The sequence below is a fragment of the Planctomycetaceae bacterium genome, from assembly GCA_041398785.1.
Classification (GTDB): domain Bacteria; phylum Planctomycetota; class Planctomycetia; order Planctomycetales; family Planctomycetaceae; genus JAWKUA01.
In genome coordinates this window covers 1-19360 of sequence record JAWKUA010000016.1, presented here as the reverse complement: position 1 = coordinate 19360, position 19360 = coordinate 1, and the positions used below count along the sequence as shown (strand labels likewise).

The following is a 19360-nucleotide window of genomic DNA, read 5'->3' as shown; positions in this document are numbered from 1 at the left end:
CGATGACATCGCACAGTCCGTTGGCGATCGTCGGGATGGCGTGCCGCGTTCCCGGCGCGAACAGCCTTGACGCGTTCGAAGAAATGCTGTTCGCCGGGCGCAGTGGTGTCTCGGAATTGCCCGAGGACCGCCTGCAGCGCGACCTGTATTTTCATCCGGAACGGGGCCGGGAAGGATTCACGTATGCGACGCTGGGCGGCTATGTCCCGGAAATCGCTGACAGTGCGGCAGAATCACAGGCGCCGGTGAATCGTTCGCGGCCGTCTGATCCTTCGCACCTGCAGTTCCGAGAAGTGGCTGTCCGTGCCTGGCGTCACGCCGGACTTTCGCCTGCTGACCCGCAACTTGCTCGAACAGGTGTCTACGTCGGACATTCCGGCGGCACAAAGCTCGGCGGCGCCATCAGCCTGGCGACTCAGATTCAGGACGCTGTCGAATTCCTGGACGACGTCGACGCGCTGCGCGGACTTTCGGCGTCGCAGCGATCCGCTGTGAAGCAAGCTGTCTGCGAACGAATTCGTTCCGGACGGCCGTCGCTTCGCGCCGATTTGCTGCATCGGCTGAACGCCTATCAGGCAGCGGCAATCACAAGTGAGGCACTTGGCCTGAATGGCACTCGATGCGTGATCGACGCGGCCTGTGCTTCATCACTGGTCGCGCTGTCGCACGCGGCGCTGGCGCTTCGAACCGGGCAGATTGATCAGGCGATCGTCGGCGGTTCAACCTACAACAGCGTCGACAACCTGATTTTGTTTTCACATTCTCAGGCCTGCACGGAAGGACTGTCCTGTCCGTTTGACCATCGGGCCGGCGGCCTGGTGAGTTCCGAAGGATATGTGGCGATTGTCGTGACGACTGCCGCGCGGGCGCGGGCAATGGGGCTGCCGGTTCTGGCCTGGCTGACGGGGCTGGGAATCTCGTCCGATGGCCGGGGGCGCAGCCTGTGGGCTCCGCGCCGCGAAGGCCAGGAACTTGCGATTCGACGCGCGTATCGGGGCGGCAGCGTCCTGAACATCGACTATCTGGAAGCGCATGCGACCAGCACTCAGCTCGGCGACGCCACCGAACTGGAAGCTCTGGGTGGATTGCTGGCGGAATCATCGTCAGGCGACCGCAGGGCCGCCCTGCGAATCGGCAGCGTGAAATCGAACATCGGCCACACTCTGGAATCCGCCGGTCTGATCGGATTGGTGAAAGTGCTGCTGTGCATGAAGCGCAGTGAGTTCGCTCCTTCGATCAACATCGAAGAGCTGACATCGAGCTGCGACTGGGACAACATTCCTCTTCGTGTCGTGCAAGAGCGAGAGCCCTGGATTTCGGGACAGCGGCCGCCGCGAGCGGCAGTCAGCGCGTTCGGAATCGGCGGGCTGAACGCTCACGCTGTCCTGCAGGCCGCGGCTGCGAATGACGCTGTCGAGACGACATCGGATGTCCTGAACAATGACTATGTCTCCGACCCGATCGCCATTGTCGGACGCGGAATCGTGCTGGCAGGCGCCGGCGGTGTGGCCGAATTGCAGGCGCTGCTGGATTCCGGGAGGTCCGCAATTGGGGATGCTCCGGCCGATCGCTGGAACAAATCCGCCGGTTTGGGTTCGGAGAATCGTACTGCCGAACACCGCAGCCCTCACTGCCGGGGAGGTTTCGTTCGCGACTATCAATTTGACGGACAGAAGTATCGCATCCCGCCGAAACAGGTGCAGCAGGCGAATCCTCTGCAGATGATGCTGATCGATGCGGTTGCCCAGGCGGCTGCCGAATGTGGTGTGAAGACTCCGGCGGATGCCTGGCCCTTCGATCGCACCTCGATGGGCGTTTCCATCGGCAACGTGTTCGGCGGTGAATTCGGCGACTCTCTTCAGGTCGGCATGCGGCTGCCGGAAATCTGCCGCGAATTGTCGGCGTCGCTGGTTGAGCAGGGTGTCGACAAATCCACGGCCACAGCGGCGGCTGAGCAGTTTCGCAAAGTCGTACTGAAGAATCGTCCGGCGCTGCTGGACGAAACCGGAAGCTTTACGGCCAGTACGCTGGCATCCCGCGTTGCGAAGACGTTCGATCTGATGGGCGGTGCGTACGCGCTGGATGCTGACAATGCGTCGTCCATGCTGGCGCTTTCGACGGCTGTGGACCAACTGCGAAGTCGTCAGCGCGACCTGATGGTCTGCGGCAGCGGATGCCGCGCGATGAATCTCTACGCTTTCGAACAGCTCGCTCTTGCCGGCCACCTGGTTTCCAGCGGAAATCCGGACGACATCCCCGAAGACGGAACACAGGTACTGCCGGGCGAAGGTGTTGCCGTCGTTCTGCTGTGTCGGTTGAGCGACGCGATGGAGCGCGGTCTGAAGGTTTACGGCACAATTCACGACGTCGGTTCCGCCACTGCCGGAGTGTCGCAGCCTGGCTTCGATTCCACCGATATTCGCCTGATGAAATCGGTCGGATTCCTGGCTGGCAGTCATTCCCTGGTAAGACTCGTCGCGGAGACGTTTGCATCGGAATCGTCGGAGGCGGAACCGTGCCGGATCGCGGCCATGAACGACGACGGCTTCGGCCTGGAACTCACGATGTCGCACGGCGCTTCGTCTGCTGACAACGATCGACGAGATGCCGGCGATCCACCGGTACCGGCTCGCGAGGATCGGGCGGCGGCTCCCCAGGTTGCATCCAGCGAACATGACGTTTCACATTCTTCAGTGGCCAGCTTCATTGAACGGCGGATCGTGATTCGACTTTCGGCGCGAACCGAAGAACAGATGTCATCGCTGCTGCGAAGCGCGACACAATCGTCTGACGCAGCGGCGAAGGCTTCAGTGCGGCGGTTTGAACCTGCCGATCGATTCCGCGTCGCCATTGTCGGTGACGATCCGCAGCAGTGCTTCGGTCGCTTGAAGACCGCTGCCGCGAAATGGCTGGACGGCGTCCGTCGGCAGGTGTCTGATCGGGACGCGTTTGTGATCTGGTCGAATCCATCCCGGTCGCCCCGGCTGGCGTGGCTGTTTCCCGGTCAGGGCTCGCACTATCCCGGCCGGCCGGCCGTGATCGACTCGTTCGCTGAAGCCCATCGTCATCTTCGGGAACTGGACTTGATCCTGCAGCACCGCGGCATGGAAAAGCTGACCGCGCATTGGGAACAGCGCGGCGGTTCACCGGTTGGCAGTGATGTCTGGCTGGCACAGATCTGGGTTCTGGGTGTTTCGACGGCATTGGCGCGAGTGTTGTCGGGGCACGTCGCTCGTCCTGACGTTGTCGCGGGGCACAGCTTTGGAGAATTCACTGCGGCCGTTCAGGCAGGCGTGTTCGACGTCGAAGCTGCCGTCGACCTGACCCGCCATCGTGCCGACGCGATTCTGACACGATCTATTCATGGAGGCGGCTTGTTGTCCGTGCGTGGCTCCGCCAGCGACGTTCGTGCCGCATTTCGGAATTCGGACGCCGCGATCTACGTCACGCACCTGAACGCTCCGCGGCAAACGGTGATCGCCGGAGACGCCACGGCGCTGCAGGCGGCGAAGGCTGTTCTGACTTCCGCGAATCTGGCACACGTGGAAGTCTCCGTTCCCGCACCGTTTCATACTCCAATGATGGCGGCGACGGAAGAATTGTTCGGCCAGTTGAGCGGCTCGGTCCCGCTGCATCCGCCGGTCAGTGGATTCCTGTCCGCGACGACCGTCCGCTATCTGTCAGAACCTTCGGACGTGCGAGACAGTCTTGTGCGACAACTGACGCGTCCGGTGATGTGGACGTCAACCGTGTCGCGTCTGCTGGATGACGGCTGTGAGGTTCTGCTGGAAGTCGGTCCCAACAACATTCTGACTCGGATGAACCGCGAAATCGCCGGCGACCGGGCGCTGTGCGTCAGTGCTGATGTGCCTGGCGAGCCCATGTCCTGTCGTCTGCAACTGATTCAGACGGTTCTTGAATGTGTTGGAATCGAAACGCATCCGTCGCCGACAGATGCAGCAAGACGTCCGTCGATTCCGTCGCGGCCAGTGACTCACGACGAGATCGTCATGCTGGATGTGACCGGTGCGGGTCGCCGACGGCAGGATACCGATGATTCCGCGTCTGCAATGTCGACTTCGGCGGAAGAAAAAACTTCCGCGGATTCCGGCGTCGCACTGCCGGAAGCGGTTCCGGTCGGTGCTTCCGGGGAAATCGAAGCGTTTCTGGTCGACCTGGTTGTTGAACTGACCGGCTACGATCGCGACGTTGTTGATGTTCAGGCCGACATGGAAGCGGATCTGGGAATCGACAGCATCAAAAAGGCACAGATCATCGGAGAACTGGCCGCGTGGCGCGACCTGAACGTCGCGCCGACAGATCTGCGTCTGGAGGATATTCGAACGCTTGCCGACGCCGCTCGCATGGCCGACCGCCTGCACGAAGCCGCAGCCTTGAATTCTTCCTCCGCGACAATCGGCGAAAGTTCGAAGCCGTCGATCGCTGCAAATGTCGGTCGTTTGACGAGCGCTGCTCAAACGAAGGAAACGTCTGCGCACGAACAGTCGTCACGCGAATTGGCGTCCACTCGCGCGTCTGCAACGGACGGACCGCGGACTCAGCGGCCGAGCTCGGACGAACTTGACTCGCTCCTGATCGATTTCGTCGTTGATCAAACCGGTTACACGCGAGACGTCGTCGATGTCGATGCCGACCTGGAAGCAGATCTCGGGCTGGACAGCATCAAGCAGGCTCAACTGATCGGAGAACTTCGCGAACAATACAATCTGGCGTCCGTCTCCGTTGAAACGCTGACGCAGTCGCGGTTTGCCACACTGCGGTTGATTCGTGAGTTTGTTCTGAGCCAGATGGCAGCGACGAATGAACCGCTTTCCCGTCAGCCGGAGACCGTGAACCATGCCACTCGAATTGCCGATGTGCGCAAACGATCCACAGGACCAATCATCGACAAACTTTCCGTCGGCGCACCGCGCACGGACACGCAGCGTCGGGTCAATGGCGTAACGGCCGGCGACCTTCGTTCGCACCACCAGACCGAGACTGACGCGCACCGGGAGAGCGTCGACAGCCAGCACCGGTCCGGACGTATGCACGCCGACTCGCGTGACGCACTGGGACAGCGACAGTTCACCGGCCGCAACGGGGCGCAGCATTGCGAGCCCGCACCTCTCCGCGGCGTCGAGCCGACGGATGAAATCCTCGCGGCGTGGAGGTCGTATTTCGAATCCGCAGCGTCGGCGACCGGTGAGAATTCCGGCGACTACGAGCGACTTCGCGCAATCGGACTTCAGCATCGGGGAGAAATCCGAGCTGCATTGCGGCTGCTGCACGATCGTTCGCTTCTTAAGTCGGATCGCACAGCCGGCCGGCCGGACGAGAGTCCCGGTGTCCGGGGACTTGCCGACGGCGCAGGCGTTGCAGCCGCAAGCGTTCGGCTGGCGGTCAACTTGCTGCATGGCAACGGTCATCGAGCGGGTTCCGCGAACGCAACGTCCGAAGAACTTCCGGGCGTGGCGCGGAAAATCGTCGACGCACATCGCGCCGCGGAGCACCAGCAACCGACTGCGGCTGTCGAAATCAGTCAGCTTCGTCCGGGAACTCATCGCTTTGCTCTGCGGACAATGATCTCTGCGCGGCGCCGCGGTGTTCCCGCCGTACCGGAATTGAATGGTCCGGCACTGATTCTGGGGGACAGCCGCTTTGCCGAATCACTGGGTGATCGGATTCGTCAGTTGGGTGAGCTGGCACATGTCATCTCCACGTCGGATGACGCCGCTGAAATCGAACGTCGATTGGAACAGCTTTGGGAACAGCAATTGACGCCTCATCTGTTCTTGATGATGGCCCACGACGATGCGGCGCTGCAGTCACTTCGATCCGACGACTGGGCTCGCCGTCGCGCGGCGGGCCTCAGTACGCCGTTCCGAATCTGCCAGCTCTGGATGCAGCGAATGGTCGACGCTGATCAGATGGAAGGCGCCAGCGTTGTTTGCGTCACCCGTCTGGGCGGCGACCTGGGATTTTGTGCGCGGCGCGTTCTGTCTCCCGAAAGCACGGGTGGCCTGGTCAAAGCGATGCTGATCGAAGCCTGGATGCGCGGATTTCGCACGACGCCGATGAAGATGATTGACGTCGCCCCGGAGTGCTCAGCGGAGCGCGCGATCGAAGAGATTCTTGCTGAACTGGCGGCTCCGTCTTACGACATGGAAGTTGCGTTCGACGGCACTCAGCGTCGCGTCGTCCAGGCGATACCGGCCGCTCTGAAAACTGGCATTACGGTGTCTGAACACCCCGAATCGAACCGTTTGATCACTCCCGGCGGCGTGTGGATCGTGTCCGGTGGTGGTCGCGGTATCACGGCGATGACCGCGATGGAGCTGGCAATTCGGCATGGGCTGAACCTTCACCTGCTGGGCACTGCGCCTCATCCGGAACTGTCGGAAGCGGACCGGACGGCTGCGGCGAATCGCAGCGAATTCCGACGCGAAGTGATGCGCCGCGCGTCGCAGCGGGGAATCAGTCCCGTGGAAGCCTGGCGCAACACGGAGAAATCCGTTGAAATTGATGCCACTCTGCGAGCCTGTCGGGAAGCGGGTATTGCGGCCGTCTACCACTGCTGCGACGTCGCCGATGCGGCGGAACTGACTTGCCTGCTGGACCGCATTCGTCGCGAGCACGGCCCCATTCGTGGAGTGATTCACGGAGCCGGCGCCGGGCAGGATTCGCGGTTCGACCGCAAGCGAAGCGACAAGGTGGAAAAGTGCCTGCGTCCCAAGATCGACGGCACGATTGCACTGATGCAGGCCACGGCGGAGGACCCGCTGGACTGGTTTGCCGCCTTCGGATCGATCAGCGGCCGCTTCGGCGCCAACGGTCACACCGACTATTCGCTTGCCAATGACATGATGGCGAAGCTTGTCGACCGCTACCGTCAGCAGCGGCCTGAAGTCCGCAGCGCGACGTTTCACTGGCATGCCTGGGATGATGTCGGCATGGCGACCAAGCCGGAGGCTCGGCTGGCCCTGGAAATGATCGACATGGAATTCATGCCCGCCAGGGACGGACTGAAACATTTTCTGGACGAACTCGAATACGGCGGCGACGAATCGGAAGTACTCATCACAGATGTCGCGTATCTTCGGAAGTTTTTCCCGAATCAAACGGCCCGGCCAGCCGGCGCTGATATCACCGAGATGCTTCCGCTGTTGAAGTCCGCGCGCATTCAGCAGGACGGAGCGACGCATTCCGTGGTGGTGACACTGGACCCGGTGTCGGACCGATTCCTGGCACAGCATCTGGTCAAACAGCGACCGACGCTGCCGTATGTCGTTGCTCTGGAACTGATGTGCGAAGCGGTTCGCAGTTTTACCGGCGGTCGTCGAGTCATCCGGTGCCGCGACGCCAGAGCGTTTCAGGCAATTCGGTTTGTTTCCGACGATCCGATGGCGGTTACGATTGAAACGTGCGAGGTTCGCCCGAACGTGTTTCAGTCGCGGCTACTGGCCGACGTTCGCCGCCGGGATGGCCGGCTGGTCGAAGAAGGCCGGCAGTTTTTCGCCGTCCTGTGCGAAACGGTCGACGCCGAGAATCCCGTGGACGCTGCGGTCGATTCCGTCCGGTTTGCCGCGCCGTCGCACGAATCGCTGAACTGGCAGCGAATTCAATACGTGTCTCCGGACGCCGTCGTCTATCACGGGCCGGAATTTCAGGAGCTGCGCAAAGTCGGCTTGAGTCGGCAACAGGCGGTCGGCCGAATTGCGGCATCGGCTGCTGTGCAATTGTTCGGTCCGGAGCGAGCTTTGGGTTTCACTATCCCCTGCGCGACAATGGACGCCTGCCTTTACGCCGTGGCCTGGACGGCCTGGCAGAGACTAAAGAAAGCCAGTCTTCCCGTAAGTTTTGCGGAAATCGAATTCGGACGGTCGCCGGATCCCGGCGAATCGTGCGAAGTGGTGATTCCGGAAATTCGTAAAGAATCCGGCGGCGCTGTCTGTGACTTCCGGCTGATCGGAAGCAACGCCGACCTGATTCTTCACGTCACGGACTGCCGGATTTCCTGGCTGCGGACAGCGGGACCATGACATGTACCAAAGTCCCGTATCCTTCATTTCTCCGTTGTCGCCGGCCGACTACAGCAGCGACGACGCGCACCGCCGCGAAACGAATGCACTGTTCCGGCGGTTCTGGCAACCGGTCGGCGTTTCGTCGGCACTGAGCCGCAGCGGCGATCAGGTGACCGCCGAATTCGGTGAAATACCGGTGGTCGTGCGCAACTTCGACGGTCGGCTGACGGCGCTGCACAACGTTTGTTCTCACCGTCACTGCCGGCTGGTTTCGCAACCCCACAGCCGATCGGAAAAACTCAAGTGCCCGTTTCATGGATGGGAATTCGGGGCTGATGGCAGGACTCGGAAAATTCCCGCAGCACGCAATTTCCCGGCATTCGATCGCGATCGATATCGACTGCAGGAGTTCGAACTGGACAACTGCGGCGACCTGATCTTCGTCCGCTGTGGTCGCAGCGGACCTTCACTTCGTGAGTGGCTTGGTGAGCATTTTGAGATGTTCGCGGAATGGTTTTCCGCGCCGGTCTGGGCTCTTTCGATGCAGCGGCATCTTAGTTTTCCCGCGAACTGGAAGATCCCCATCGAAGCGTCGCTGGAGAGCTATCACATTCCCGAAGTGCATCCGGCAACTTTCGGAATTGATCCGGGCGAAGACCTCAGTCGCCATGCATTCAGCGCGAACTCGTCCTCATTCTACACCGCGTTCAACACGCCGCGACTTGTTGATCGTGCGCTGAGGACCGTTGAAAGCGCGGTTCATGCCGTGTTGGGACGAACGTTCTCCGGAAAGTATGAACATCACCATGTGCTTCCGAATCTGTTGGTTAGCCACACGGATTCGCTGACAGTGGTGCAGACGGTGGCTCCCGTCACGGCGACGACTTCGGAAAGCCGAGTTTGGCAGTTTGGACTGTGTAGCCGGCGTTCCAATCCGCTGTCACGGATGACGGCATGGACCTGGCGGCACTTCACCGCTCGACTGGCGCTGCGAATTCTGCACGAAGACATTCGCATGTATCCCCACATCCAGGCGGGAGTTTCAGGAAGGCACCGTCCGGCGATTCTGGAGCGCTGCGAGGAACGTCTGCATACGTTCCAGCAGTTCGTGTACGACCACGCCGGCAGCGTTGCTTCCGTCGACGGCGCATCCGTCGACGGCGCAGCGGACGGAGTTGCAGAGAATTGTTCAGGGTGTGCGGCGGAAGAGAAGGAATCCACTGTCGCCCGTTCAGAGGGCCGTTTGAGTGTTCAGCCTGAAAGACAAGACAGCACTGGTGACCGGAGCCTCCCGCGGGATCGGACGTGCCTGCGCGATCCGGCTGGCTCAGGCGGGAGCCAACGTCGTTGTCAATTTTCTGTCGTCACCGGACGCGGCCCGTGAAACCGCGTCGGCAGTCAAGTCGCACGGTGTCGATTCCATCGCAGTGCGCGCGGATGTGTCGGTTCGCGACGATGCTCACGCGCTGGTGAACGCGGCCGCGGAACACTTCGGGGGCCTGGATATTCTGGTCAGCAACGTCGCGGGCGGAGGATTTCGTCCTCTGATGGATGTGACTCCCGCGGGAATCGACGCTGTCGTGCGAACAAACGCGGCACCGCTGGTGTGGCTGACGCAGGCGGCGGCTCCGCTGCTGTCCCGGTCCGCCGGAAACGGCAAGGTCATTTGTGTGTCCAGCCACGGTTCTGCTCGCGCGGTTGCGAACTACGGTGCCATCGGCGCATCCAAGGCCGCTCTGGAAAGTTTGATGCGGCATCTGGCGTTCGAACTGGGGCCGACGGGAATCAACTTCAATGCCGTGATGCCGGGACTGGTTCCGACGGACGCCGTTCGCACGATGCCGGGTGTGGATTCGCTGCTGGATCTTGTCCGAAAGCAAATGCTGCTGAAGGATCGGGATCTGACAGCGGAGGACGTCGCGGACGTCGTCGCGTTTCTGGCAAGTCCTGGAAGCGATCTGATTCAGGGCCAGACAATCATCGTCGATGGCGGCATCATGGTTCGTGTGTAGAAATAGCCAATGACAGCGCAGCGAACCACAAATCCGACATCTCACTCGGCACCGGCGCCGTCCGGTCAGCGTTCGCGGGAACTTTCCGCATCGCTGCCGGCAACTGTCTTTGAACGCTTCGTGCTCAACAGTGAGGACCACGCTCACCGGATGATTATTCGTGTGGTGCTGCGACTGACCGGCGAAACCGATTCAAAGGCTCTTACGGCGGCATGGAATGAAGCGGTCATTCGTCATCCGCTGCTGATGTCGCGCATTTCCGTTCGGGACGGTGTTCCCTGCTGGGTAGCGACTGACCCGCCGACGCTGACGGTCGAATATGCAGAACGATCGATCAGCGACATCGATCACGGAGCCGTCGGACGAATGCCGCTCAGTGAACAGCCGGGCTTTGCCGGTCGGGCGATCATCGGCGATGACGGCCTGCTGATCACGCTGGACGTTCATCATGCCTGCAGCGACGGCACGGGGATGAGACAACTGATCGCCGAATGGATGCACCTGTACGACTGCCGGGTGCGAGGTCTGGAATCGCAGCTTCCGCCTGCTGATCCCGCGCTGCTGCAGGCTCGTGACGAGATCGTCCAGACATCCGGTGACTCGAAGAACTCCGTTGGCGGCTGGGAGGGAATTCGCAATTTTCTGCTGACCGTCCGTGGTCGCACGGTTCGTCCGGGATCTCGACTGCGTGCCGCGTCCGGAGAATCGGCACAGCTCGCTGCGGCGACGTGCTTCGTCGAAGCGGCCGTCGAATCTGCGCAGCTGCTGCCGGGAGTCGAACAGGCATGCCTGAGGCGCACGCTGAAACAGTTCGACGTAACGCTGAATGATCTGCTGCTGGCATGCTGCATGCTGACCGTCAGCGAACTATGGCCGAACGCGCGCCGGTCCGATCGAATCACGATCCTGAACCCGGTCGACCTGCGCCGGCCGTCGGACCGTTTTCTGTCCGCGTGCAACCGCTTTGGTGTTGTGTTTCTGCGTCGAAAATTCAGCCACTGCGGCGATCCTGTCGGCCTGCTGCGCGGGCTGCACGACGAAATGACGTACATCAAGAACAAACAGGTGGCCGTCGAATTCCTGAAGGGAATGCAGCAGTTGGAAAAGGTCCCGGGTGGACCGGGTTTGTTCCGCCGGCTGGGCTGGTTTGTTCCGACGCTGCAGTTCACGTGTCTGGGAGACATCACGCGAGTTCCCAGTCGCATGTTTCGAACGGACGATCGTTGGGTTTACACGGGCCATCTGCGTTTTGAATCGGCCACCGGAATTCCGCCGCTTCCGCCGGGTTCGCCGCTGAGCGTGGCGGCGTGTCTGACAGGTCCCCGGTTGACGCTGGGAGTACGGACGTCGTCGGATGTAATTTCCGAAGCGGAAACTCAGCGGATCCTGGCGACACTGATCGGGCAATTGCAGCACATCTGCGGTTGCCTGACTCGCGACCGCAATTCTCAGCCGGCGGAGAAGTGATGTTTACCGGCCTGCCAGTCTGGATTGCATTCGCCGTTGTGCTGGCGCTTGTCGTGCTGGTGACAACAATCCGGCAGACTCCGGCACGGGCACTGGGCGCGGCGATGGCCGTGTCGTTCGTGTTCCCGGTGTGGATTGTTCAGGACTGGTTCGATCAGCCGATCGGACTGCGAACTCTGGCGGCCATCATCGGACTGCTCGCGTTTTGTGTGCATCCGAAGGGCAGTATCCGGTCGCCGATAACTCTGCTGGACTTCTGTATCGGCGCTATGTTCATCGCTCATGTCTGGTCAGACACACTGGCCGACGGTTTCAGTGTCGGGATTCCGTTCAGAGCGTACGGTGAGTGGGTGCTGCCGTACGTCGCGGGACGTTTTTCCATCGCGCGGACGCGCGACCTGCGATTTCTGCGGCCGTGGATGCTGTCGGTACTGGTCATTCTGTCGTTGACGGCCATCGGCGAATCGCTGTTCTCGTTCAACATCTGGGACGCGGTTTTTGGAGAACCGCCGACCAGCGAAATCAACCGCGACGGTCAGCGGTTCGGCTTCCAGCGCGCCTACAGTATGACTCTGCACCCGATCTTCACGGCGATGCTGTTGCTGCTGATGCTGCCATGGACTCGCATGAATGACGGCGAAGAACGCGATGTCGAAGCGGATGACGCAACCGACGACCAGCCGTCCGCGCTCTGGCAGACGCTGCCGCTGATCCTGCTGATAGCTGGTGTCGCCGCCGGGATTTCTCGCGGACCGATTCTGGGACTGGGAATTGCCGCGGTCGTCGCCTGGGTGCTGAATCACCGCCGGTTCCTCTGGCCATCGCTGGCAGCGGCGGCCATTCTGATTGTCGGAGCCGTCATTTTTCCGGATGCCGCCGTGACCGTTCTTGAAAAATTCGGCGGCAGTCACGTCCGGCTGGTGGAAGTCGATGGCGAAGTTGAAGAAATCACCGGGACGCGCAGCCGGCTGTTGATCTATCAGGCCTACGGCGGCCCGATGCTGAACGCCGGTCTGACCGGTTACGGAACAATTGCGACCAACCAGTTTCCGCCGAACATCCCGTATCTGGAATCGACGCGTGACTCAGTCGAGAAGCTGCGACTTGTCGACAACGCCTACGTGCTGCTGATTCTGAGATTTGGGTGGCTGGGTCTGGCGTGTTTTATCCTGTTGTTTCTAACCGCACTGGGAACGGCGATTTACCTGAGCAGCGATCCGCAGATCAGGCGCTGGTGCACCGTGTTTGCCGGTTGTCTGGTGGCGTCGCTGATGGTGTTTTTCACAGTCTGGATGAGTTACGACTTTGGATTCTATCTGCTGTGGAGCGTCGGGTTGCTGTCAGGCCTTGCGTCGGCCCGGCAGAAACAGTCGTAGGACCGGGAGTCGGCAAAGTCATGCTTCAGTTGGCCGGTCCGATCGACATCCTTCCCGGCGTGCAGTTGTGGCTTCATGACGCCACTGCAATGTCGGCGCGCGACGAAGACCGGTTGACAGCTGAACGCCTGTCTGATTGCGACCGCCGACGATTCGAACGGTACCGGACTGCCGATAAGCGGCGGCAGTTCGTTGTCAGCCGGCTGGTGCTGAGCGACATCCTGCGCAAGCTGATCGGATTGTCTGACGGCTTTAGTGTCGTTGCGACAAGATCCGGCCGACCGATTGTCGTGGACGAGAACGGCGAAGAGATCGTTTCTATCAGTCTGTCGCATTCCGGAAACATCACCGCTGTCGCCACATCCCGAACAATGCGCCGAGTCGGAGTCGACATCGAGGTTCGGGCGCCATTGAATCAGCCAGCTCTGGTACCAATGATCCTCAGTCAGGACGAACAGACCTGGTTCCGCGTCATTCCGCCGACACGCCAGGAGGAAACCTTACGTCAAATCTGGACGGTCAAAGAATCGGTGTGGAAATGTCATGGCGAAGATTGCCATACTCGCGTCTTGGATATCCACGTGAATCGCAACGGTGAGATCACCACTCGCCGGCACTGTGCGGGATTCGCGACAGAAACCGGACAGTCAGTACAGACGTTCACGAACTTTCCGTGCGACGTCTTGCCGGGCATACGAAACCTGAGGGAAATCACAGGTTTTTCCACACACATTCAGGGCAGTGTTGCGACGTCTGACTGCATGTGTTTTGTCGACTTACCGAATGAAATCCCCGTGTCGGATCACCAGGCGGGAAATACCGGTCCCGCAGTTTGTTGAAAGGCCACATGAGTGCACAGCCAGACGATTCTCGCGCCGCTGACCATCCTGCTGTTGGTCGTCACGGCGGTTTCCGTATACCGGCAGATGGAGGAGAACAAAGCCAACACGTTCTCCCGCCAGCAGGAATTTCTGGCCGGCGCGGAGACTGAAGCGGACCCTTTGACTCGCCAACTAATCGTCGGGACCAGCGCCACGACGACGCCACTGCTGCTGGCAGGAATGTCTTCGGTCGTGCCAACCGTCGAAGACTACCCGGCTCTTGCCGAAGTGCCCTGGGATCTGAACCAGGTGACCACGATGTACCGGCACGCCGGGCAGGCACTTTCGTGTGAGCTGCTGGGCGCCGGAGTACCGCTGACGCAGGGCCTGGTGTCTCCGCAGGCGGGCGTCGCCGGAGCGCTGGGACGTGATTCCGCGTTTTCCATCCGGCTGCAACTGGATCCGATCGGCGAAGCGGAACTTCCCAGAGTCACCCGCGGCGCGGTCAACAGCTACCTGGAAAGCCATCAGTTGACCGTTCAGCCCACGCTTTATCACACGGAATCCGGTCACGATTTTTTCGGTCCGCAGGTCAAGGCGGCATTCATGTCGACGGACGGATCGGAAAACACAGTCGAAGCCGAAGCCATGATTCTCAGCGCGATTTCGTCACTGCGTACGCTGGGGCTGGTGTGGGAATCAAAGGAACCACTGTCTCTGGAGTCCGCCCGAACGATGGTGCTGGCGTTTCGATACACAACCGAAGAACGGACAGCCGCTTCTCCGGACGGTACAAGCCACCGGGAATTTGAACTGCTGTTCCTGCACCGGTTGAAGGACTCCACTGCGGAGAATCCGCACTACGCGGTGTTCGCCACTTCGGTGGCCCGCACGCAGTTTCATCTGCTGGATACGTCGGACCCGACAGCCGAAGGCAGTGCTCCCACCGTTTCCGCGACAATTCGCTTCGGCAACATGAGCGCCATGGGAATGTATCCGGCACTGCCCGTGGTCACCGGCGTAACGCATCGAGCTCTGCTGACGCTGCCAGTCGACACGGTCAAGGCACAGCTCGGCGGGCTGACAGGTGATCAGTCGGTGTCGTTCTCCGAGTTCCTGGATCAGCTTCACGAGCGAGCCTCCACGGAATTGGACTCGGAATCCAACTGACTCGCAGCGCCAAACGAAAGATGCCTCGGCGACACCGCGTCGCCGAGGCATTGTTCATGATGAGATCCGTTTCGCCGGTTTTGAATGCGGCGAGTCTTTGTCAGGCTTTGGCTGCCATTCTGCGTCGTCGGGCGGCTGGCCTTTCTGCAGCTTCGTCACCGATATCAGCGGTCATCACGGCGCGGTTCGGCGAATCTCCCGGGACGGCTGCCGGCACCAGTTCCAGTCCGAAGTAACGGACGTGTCCGCGATCGCGATGAGCAAAGTCTTCCACCTGCAGCGTCCAGTCGCCGGCGGGACTCATTCCGGCGAAGTTCGCAAGTTCTTCCACGCTGGCCGCGTCGTAGACTCGATGAATGTCATGCGTCCCGCGGCCTTCCCGGTTGTGCAGCACGACGGGATCCAATCCTGACGCCTCCGGCGGTATCAGTTGCACGACAAGATCGCCGATGTAGGTGTGCTGAATTTCGACCTCCACGCGCAACAAGGAAAGTTCGCGCGTCTCGCCGACCTGAAGCCGAACTGAGGTCCTCCGGAAGTCATTGATCTCGGCGTTGAACCGTGCGGCGACAATGACGTTCTCCAGCGGTTCGTCGGCGACCGCGGCGCGAACGGCTTTTTCCGCGTTCAGGCGGCCGTGACCGTAAAACGCACTGTGACCACTGGCCGCGTCGTAGTTGCCGCCCTGCGGGTCGATGCGGTCGCTGGAGCTTCCCAGAATGCGGCGAACTTCGTCCCATCTCAGCGCCGGGTTGCGGGACAGCACAAGCGCCGCGACACCAGCCGCTCCCGGACACGCGCTGGACGTTCCTCCGAAGCTGTTGGTGTAGTTGCCGGCAAGATCTCCCGTCTGCAAGTCGCCATGGTTGTAGCCGTCGCGGCCGGAACGGTCTGTCGTCCAGATGCCAGGCGTCAGCGGTTCAGGATGACCCTGTGCGGGCCATCCGAAGTCGCTGCTGGGAAATGAACAGAACACGGCATCGCCAAAGTCGCTGTACACACTGCGCCGGCTTCGGTCATTGCACGCGGCCACCGCGATCACATGCGGACTGGCCGCATAGCCATCGTTGTCAGCGCTTTCGTTTCCGTTTCCGGCCGCCCAGAAGATCACGCAGCCTCGTCCGCCGCGGCCGTTGTTGATCGCGTATTCAATCGCCAGCCGAGTGCTGTCGGGTAGCGGAACGAATGTGTTGTGCAGCGGATCATTGGGGTCGAACCATCTGCCGTCGCGCGGCCCCCAACTGCAGGAAATCACGTCCGCGCCGTTGTCCGCCGCCCAGTGGAACGCGTCCGCTTCGGCCTGCGACCCGAGCGAACTGACGTTTCGAATGGGCATCAGCCGCGCTCCGGGAGCCACTCCGCTGGCGCCGAATCGCCCGTCCGCGCAGGCCACTCCGGCGCACGCTGTGCCGTGATTGTCGCCGACCCGCGGCCGAGGATTCGCATGGCGGGGATCGCTGACGGAAAACGAAGTGTCCCGGGGTGCGACGATCTTGCCGGGCGATGAAAATTCTTCGTGATCGATGTCAACTCCGTCGTCGATCACGGCGATCGTAATGCCTTCGCCCGTCGCCAACTGGTGAGCCGCATCGACACTGGTGCCGGCGTCCACTGGCTGGCCGTTGACGGTCGTCTTCTTCAGATGCCACTGCGGCTCGAAGATCGTTCGCAGTTCCTTCTGCCGGACAAGCTCGGGATGCGCCAGTTCGACGTCTTCGCGTTCCAGCAGCGTTTGAGCGATGTCGAAGACCTGCTGGCCGGTACCTTCCGGCGCTTCGACAAAAAACGCGTTACGAGCGTACGGCAGCGATCGCTTTACCGTCAGACCAATCTGATTCAGGATGTCCTGGCAGTAATTCTCGCTGCACGAATCCTCAAACTTGACGAACAGGTTCTCGGTGTAAACCACGGGATCCTGCGACCCTTTTTGCACCAGCACTCGTCCGGCGAATCGTGTGTCTGCAAACTGCCTCAGCTCGCGCTTGGTGTTTTCCAGAGCCGTCTTCGAACGACCTTTCGTGCGGCGATAGACTTCGACGTTGGCTTCCGGGAAGGAAAATGCCAGTTCCATGTCTTCCATAACGGCCAGTTGTGGCGGAGCCAGTGCTCGGCTGGACAGCGTCCGGCCGCCGCGAGTTCTGACAGCCAGCAAGTCGTCGCTGGTTTCGAACTCGATCGTCTGTCCGTTTTCACCACCATACGTGACCTTCGGCATCAGGATTCTCCTCAACTGAAGTTAGTTCACCACCACGGACTCCATTCCAAAATGATTCGGGAACAGCATCTGGCCGCCCCTACGAACCTTCAACCTACGAAATTCCAGGTGAAACGGCAACGATCAGGAAAAGCGATCGATCACGATCACGCCCGTGCCGGGGAATTCATTCATTCGCGGCAGCAGCGCGGCGGCTTCGCTTAGTGAGACAAGGTCACCGATCAGTCGTTGCGGCTGCAGCGCTTTTCGCTGAATCATCTGCAGCATGGCGGGGTAGTCGGCTGACGGCATTCCGTGGCTTCCGAAGATCTCCAGTTCTCCAGCAATGACGTCGCTCATCGGGACGGCAGGGTCTGAATCGCTTCCCAGCGTGAGTCCGACCTGAACATGGCGGCCGCGCTTCCGAAGGCATTTCACCGAATTGAAACACGTCGCGCGACTGCCGAGTGCATCCAGCGAGACGTGTGCTCCGCCGTCTGTCAATTCACGAATGGCGGCGATGACGTCCGGCGTTTCCGCGGCATTCAGCACGGCGTCCGCGCCGCACTGACTTGCCAGGTTCAGCCGAGCCGGATCGACGTCAACACCGATCACGCGTGCCCCGACGGCAGCCGCGATCATGACCGCAGACAACCCGACTCCTCCGCAGCCGTGGACCGCGACAACCTCGCCGCCGCGGACGCGTCCCTGGTCCACGATTGCCCGAAATGCCGTGGCGAATCGGCAGCCGAGACTGGCAGCCGTGACATCTTCAATCGATTCCGGAAGTGCCACCAGATTGACGTCAGCGTGCCGGATTTCGACAAGTTCCGCAAACGCGCCCCAATGCGTAAAGCCCGGCTGCGTGTAGCGATCGCAAATCTGTGAATTGCCGGTGACACATTGGCGGCACGTTCCGCAGCCGCAGCAAAAGGGCGTCGTGACACGATCGCCAATATGCCAGTTTCGGACAGCACTGCCGACTTCCGCGATGGTGCCGGCAAGTTCATGTCCCGGAACATGCGGCAGCCGGACATCGCTGTCGTGCCCCATCCATCCGTGCCAGTCACTGCGACAGATTCCGCACGCTTGCACCCGGATGATCGCTGAATCCGCTTGAGGCCGTGGATCAGTGACGTCGCGGACCGTCAGAGGTTTCTGGAATTTTTCGAAGACGGCGGCCTTCATGAGATCGTTCGCGATGACACGGACGCGTCCCTTGTGATTCAAAGGATCGGCGGAACCGGCGGGAGTCGATTCTGGAACAATTCGCTACGGAGACGTGCCGTCGATCAGCAGTTCGGGCCTGGTCAACTGCAGCATATGGCCGTGGTCCGCGGTGACGATCACCAGCGATTCGTTCCAGTTGCTGTGACGTTCCACCCAGTCGGTGATCGTCCGGATCGCGTCGTCGCCGCTGTTGACGGCTCCGATACTGTTGTCGATGTTGTTGTCGTGGTTGGCCCAGTCGACGTCGCCGGCTTCCACCATCAGCCAGAACCCGTTGGGGTTTGTTTTCAGAACGGAAATGGCTGCTTCCGTCATATCCGCCAGCGTCGGGTTTTCAGAGACATCTGCCGGCGTCAGTGTCTCTGCTTTCTTGCCGTTTCCGGGGACCGGGTCATAACTGCCGTCTGCTGTCTGAAAGGGCAGGTGGCCGTTGTAGGCTCCCATGCCGAAGAACCCCAGCAGTCGATGGCCACCTTCTCGAGCTGTGCGTGCGGCATCCCGCAGCAGCCGGCTGCCGTCTTTCCCGTGAGTTCGAACAGCCACGGCATACTGCCCGCCGTGTCTGACGTCGACGCGACGCAGATCGCTGTCCGCCAGGTAGATGTTTCCGGGTTCGTAGTTGGAGCCCTGTGCCCTGCCTTCATCGCCTTTCGTGCCAAATCCGCCGCCGATCACGACGTCCATTCCGGACAGGGGATGATCCGGATGAGCGATCGAGGGCAGTCCCAGCATGTCTCGGGAAATGTCCTGGTAGTCGTTCCGTGTCACGTTGTGGGCATAGGCTGCCGCCGGTGTGGCATGACTGATGGGTACGGACGAAACAGCACCGACGGCCCGGCCCTGCTCCTGCAGTTCGTGAGCGATCGTCGATACCTGTTCTCCGCCGGGACCGACGTTCACGCCATTGTTATAGGTCTTGATGCCCGCGGTCATGCTGGTGGCGGACGATGAAGAATCCGTGTAAGCGTGCTTTGGGTTTCCCTCCGCCGGCTGTCCGATGAGATATCCGACGTCGGCGGGATCAGCCCACGGCGTGGTTCCGCCGGCGGAAGCGTCGTAGCCGCCG

The 19360-nt window shown here is 61.0% G+C and carries 10 protein-coding genes; 7 read left to right on the top strand and 3 right to left on the bottom strand.

Annotated features, from left to right (window positions below; all coding sequences use genetic code 11):
- The first annotated feature begins 2 nt into the window (after positions 1 to 2).
- Genes R3C19_18025 through R3C19_17995 form a run of 7 tightly spaced genes read left to right on the top strand, consistent with a single transcriptional unit; the run spans position 3 to position 14870 of the window.
- The gene (locus R3C19_18025) at positions 3 to 8042 is read left to right on the top strand and encodes an SDR family NAD(P)-dependent oxidoreductase (GenBank protein MEZ6062242.1); all 8040 of its coding nucleotides are present in this window, start codon (positions 3 to 5) and stop codon (positions 8040 to 8042) included.
- 1 nt (position 8043) lies between these two features.
- Entirely contained in the window at positions 8044 to 9408 is a 1365-nt protein-coding gene (locus tag R3C19_18020) for an aromatic ring-hydroxylating dioxygenase subunit alpha (GenBank protein ID MEZ6062241.1), read from the top strand.
- Positions 9302 to 10036, top strand: a complete 735-nt coding sequence (locus tag R3C19_18015; protein MEZ6062240.1) for an SDR family oxidoreductase — start codon at positions 9302 to 9304, stop codon at positions 10034 to 10036. The genes R3C19_18020 and R3C19_18015 overlap by 107 nt, the downstream gene beginning before the upstream one ends.
- A gap of 9 nt (positions 10037 to 10045) precedes the next feature.
- Positions 10046 to 11503, top strand: a complete 1458-nt coding sequence (locus tag R3C19_18010; GenBank protein MEZ6062239.1) for a condensation domain-containing protein — start codon at positions 10046 to 10048, stop codon at positions 11501 to 11503.
- The gene (locus R3C19_18005; protein MEZ6062238.1) at positions 11503 to 12879 is read left to right on the top strand and encodes an O-antigen ligase family protein; all 1377 of its coding nucleotides are present in this window, start codon (positions 11503 to 11505) and stop codon (positions 12877 to 12879) included. The genes R3C19_18010 and R3C19_18005 overlap by 1 nt, the downstream gene beginning before the upstream one ends.
- A 20-nt stretch (positions 12880 to 12899) precedes the next feature.
- Positions 12900 to 13718, top strand: a complete 819-nt coding sequence (locus tag R3C19_18000) for a 4'-phosphopantetheinyl transferase superfamily protein (GenBank protein MEZ6062237.1) — start codon at positions 12900 to 12902, stop codon at positions 13716 to 13718.
- A 12-nt stretch (positions 13719 to 13730) separates the two neighbouring features.
- Complete coding sequence (locus R3C19_17995) at positions 13731 to 14870, top strand: hypothetical protein (protein ID MEZ6062236.1); 1140 nt, start codon at positions 13731 to 13733, stop codon at positions 14868 to 14870.
- A gap of 100 nt (positions 14871 to 14970) precedes the next feature.
- Here the strand turns inward: R3C19_17995 and R3C19_17990 are convergent, their stop codons facing one another.
- From R3C19_17990 to R3C19_17980, 3 genes are all read right to left on the bottom strand, one after another.
- Positions 14971 to 17085: a S8 family serine peptidase gene (locus R3C19_17990; GenBank protein MEZ6062235.1), complete on the bottom strand. Its 2115-nt coding sequence runs from the start codon at positions 17083 to 17085 to the stop codon at positions 14971 to 14973.
- Positions 17086 to 17208: 123 nt separating this feature from the next.
- Entirely contained in the window at positions 17209 to 18252 is a 1044-nt protein-coding gene (locus R3C19_17985; GenBank protein ID MEZ6062234.1) for a zinc-dependent alcohol dehydrogenase family protein, read from the bottom strand.
- Positions 18253 to 18336: 84 nt separating this feature from the next.
- A partial coding sequence (locus tag R3C19_17980) for an alkaline phosphatase (GenBank protein MEZ6062233.1) occupies positions 18337 to 19360 on the bottom strand: 1024 nt, incomplete at its 5' end.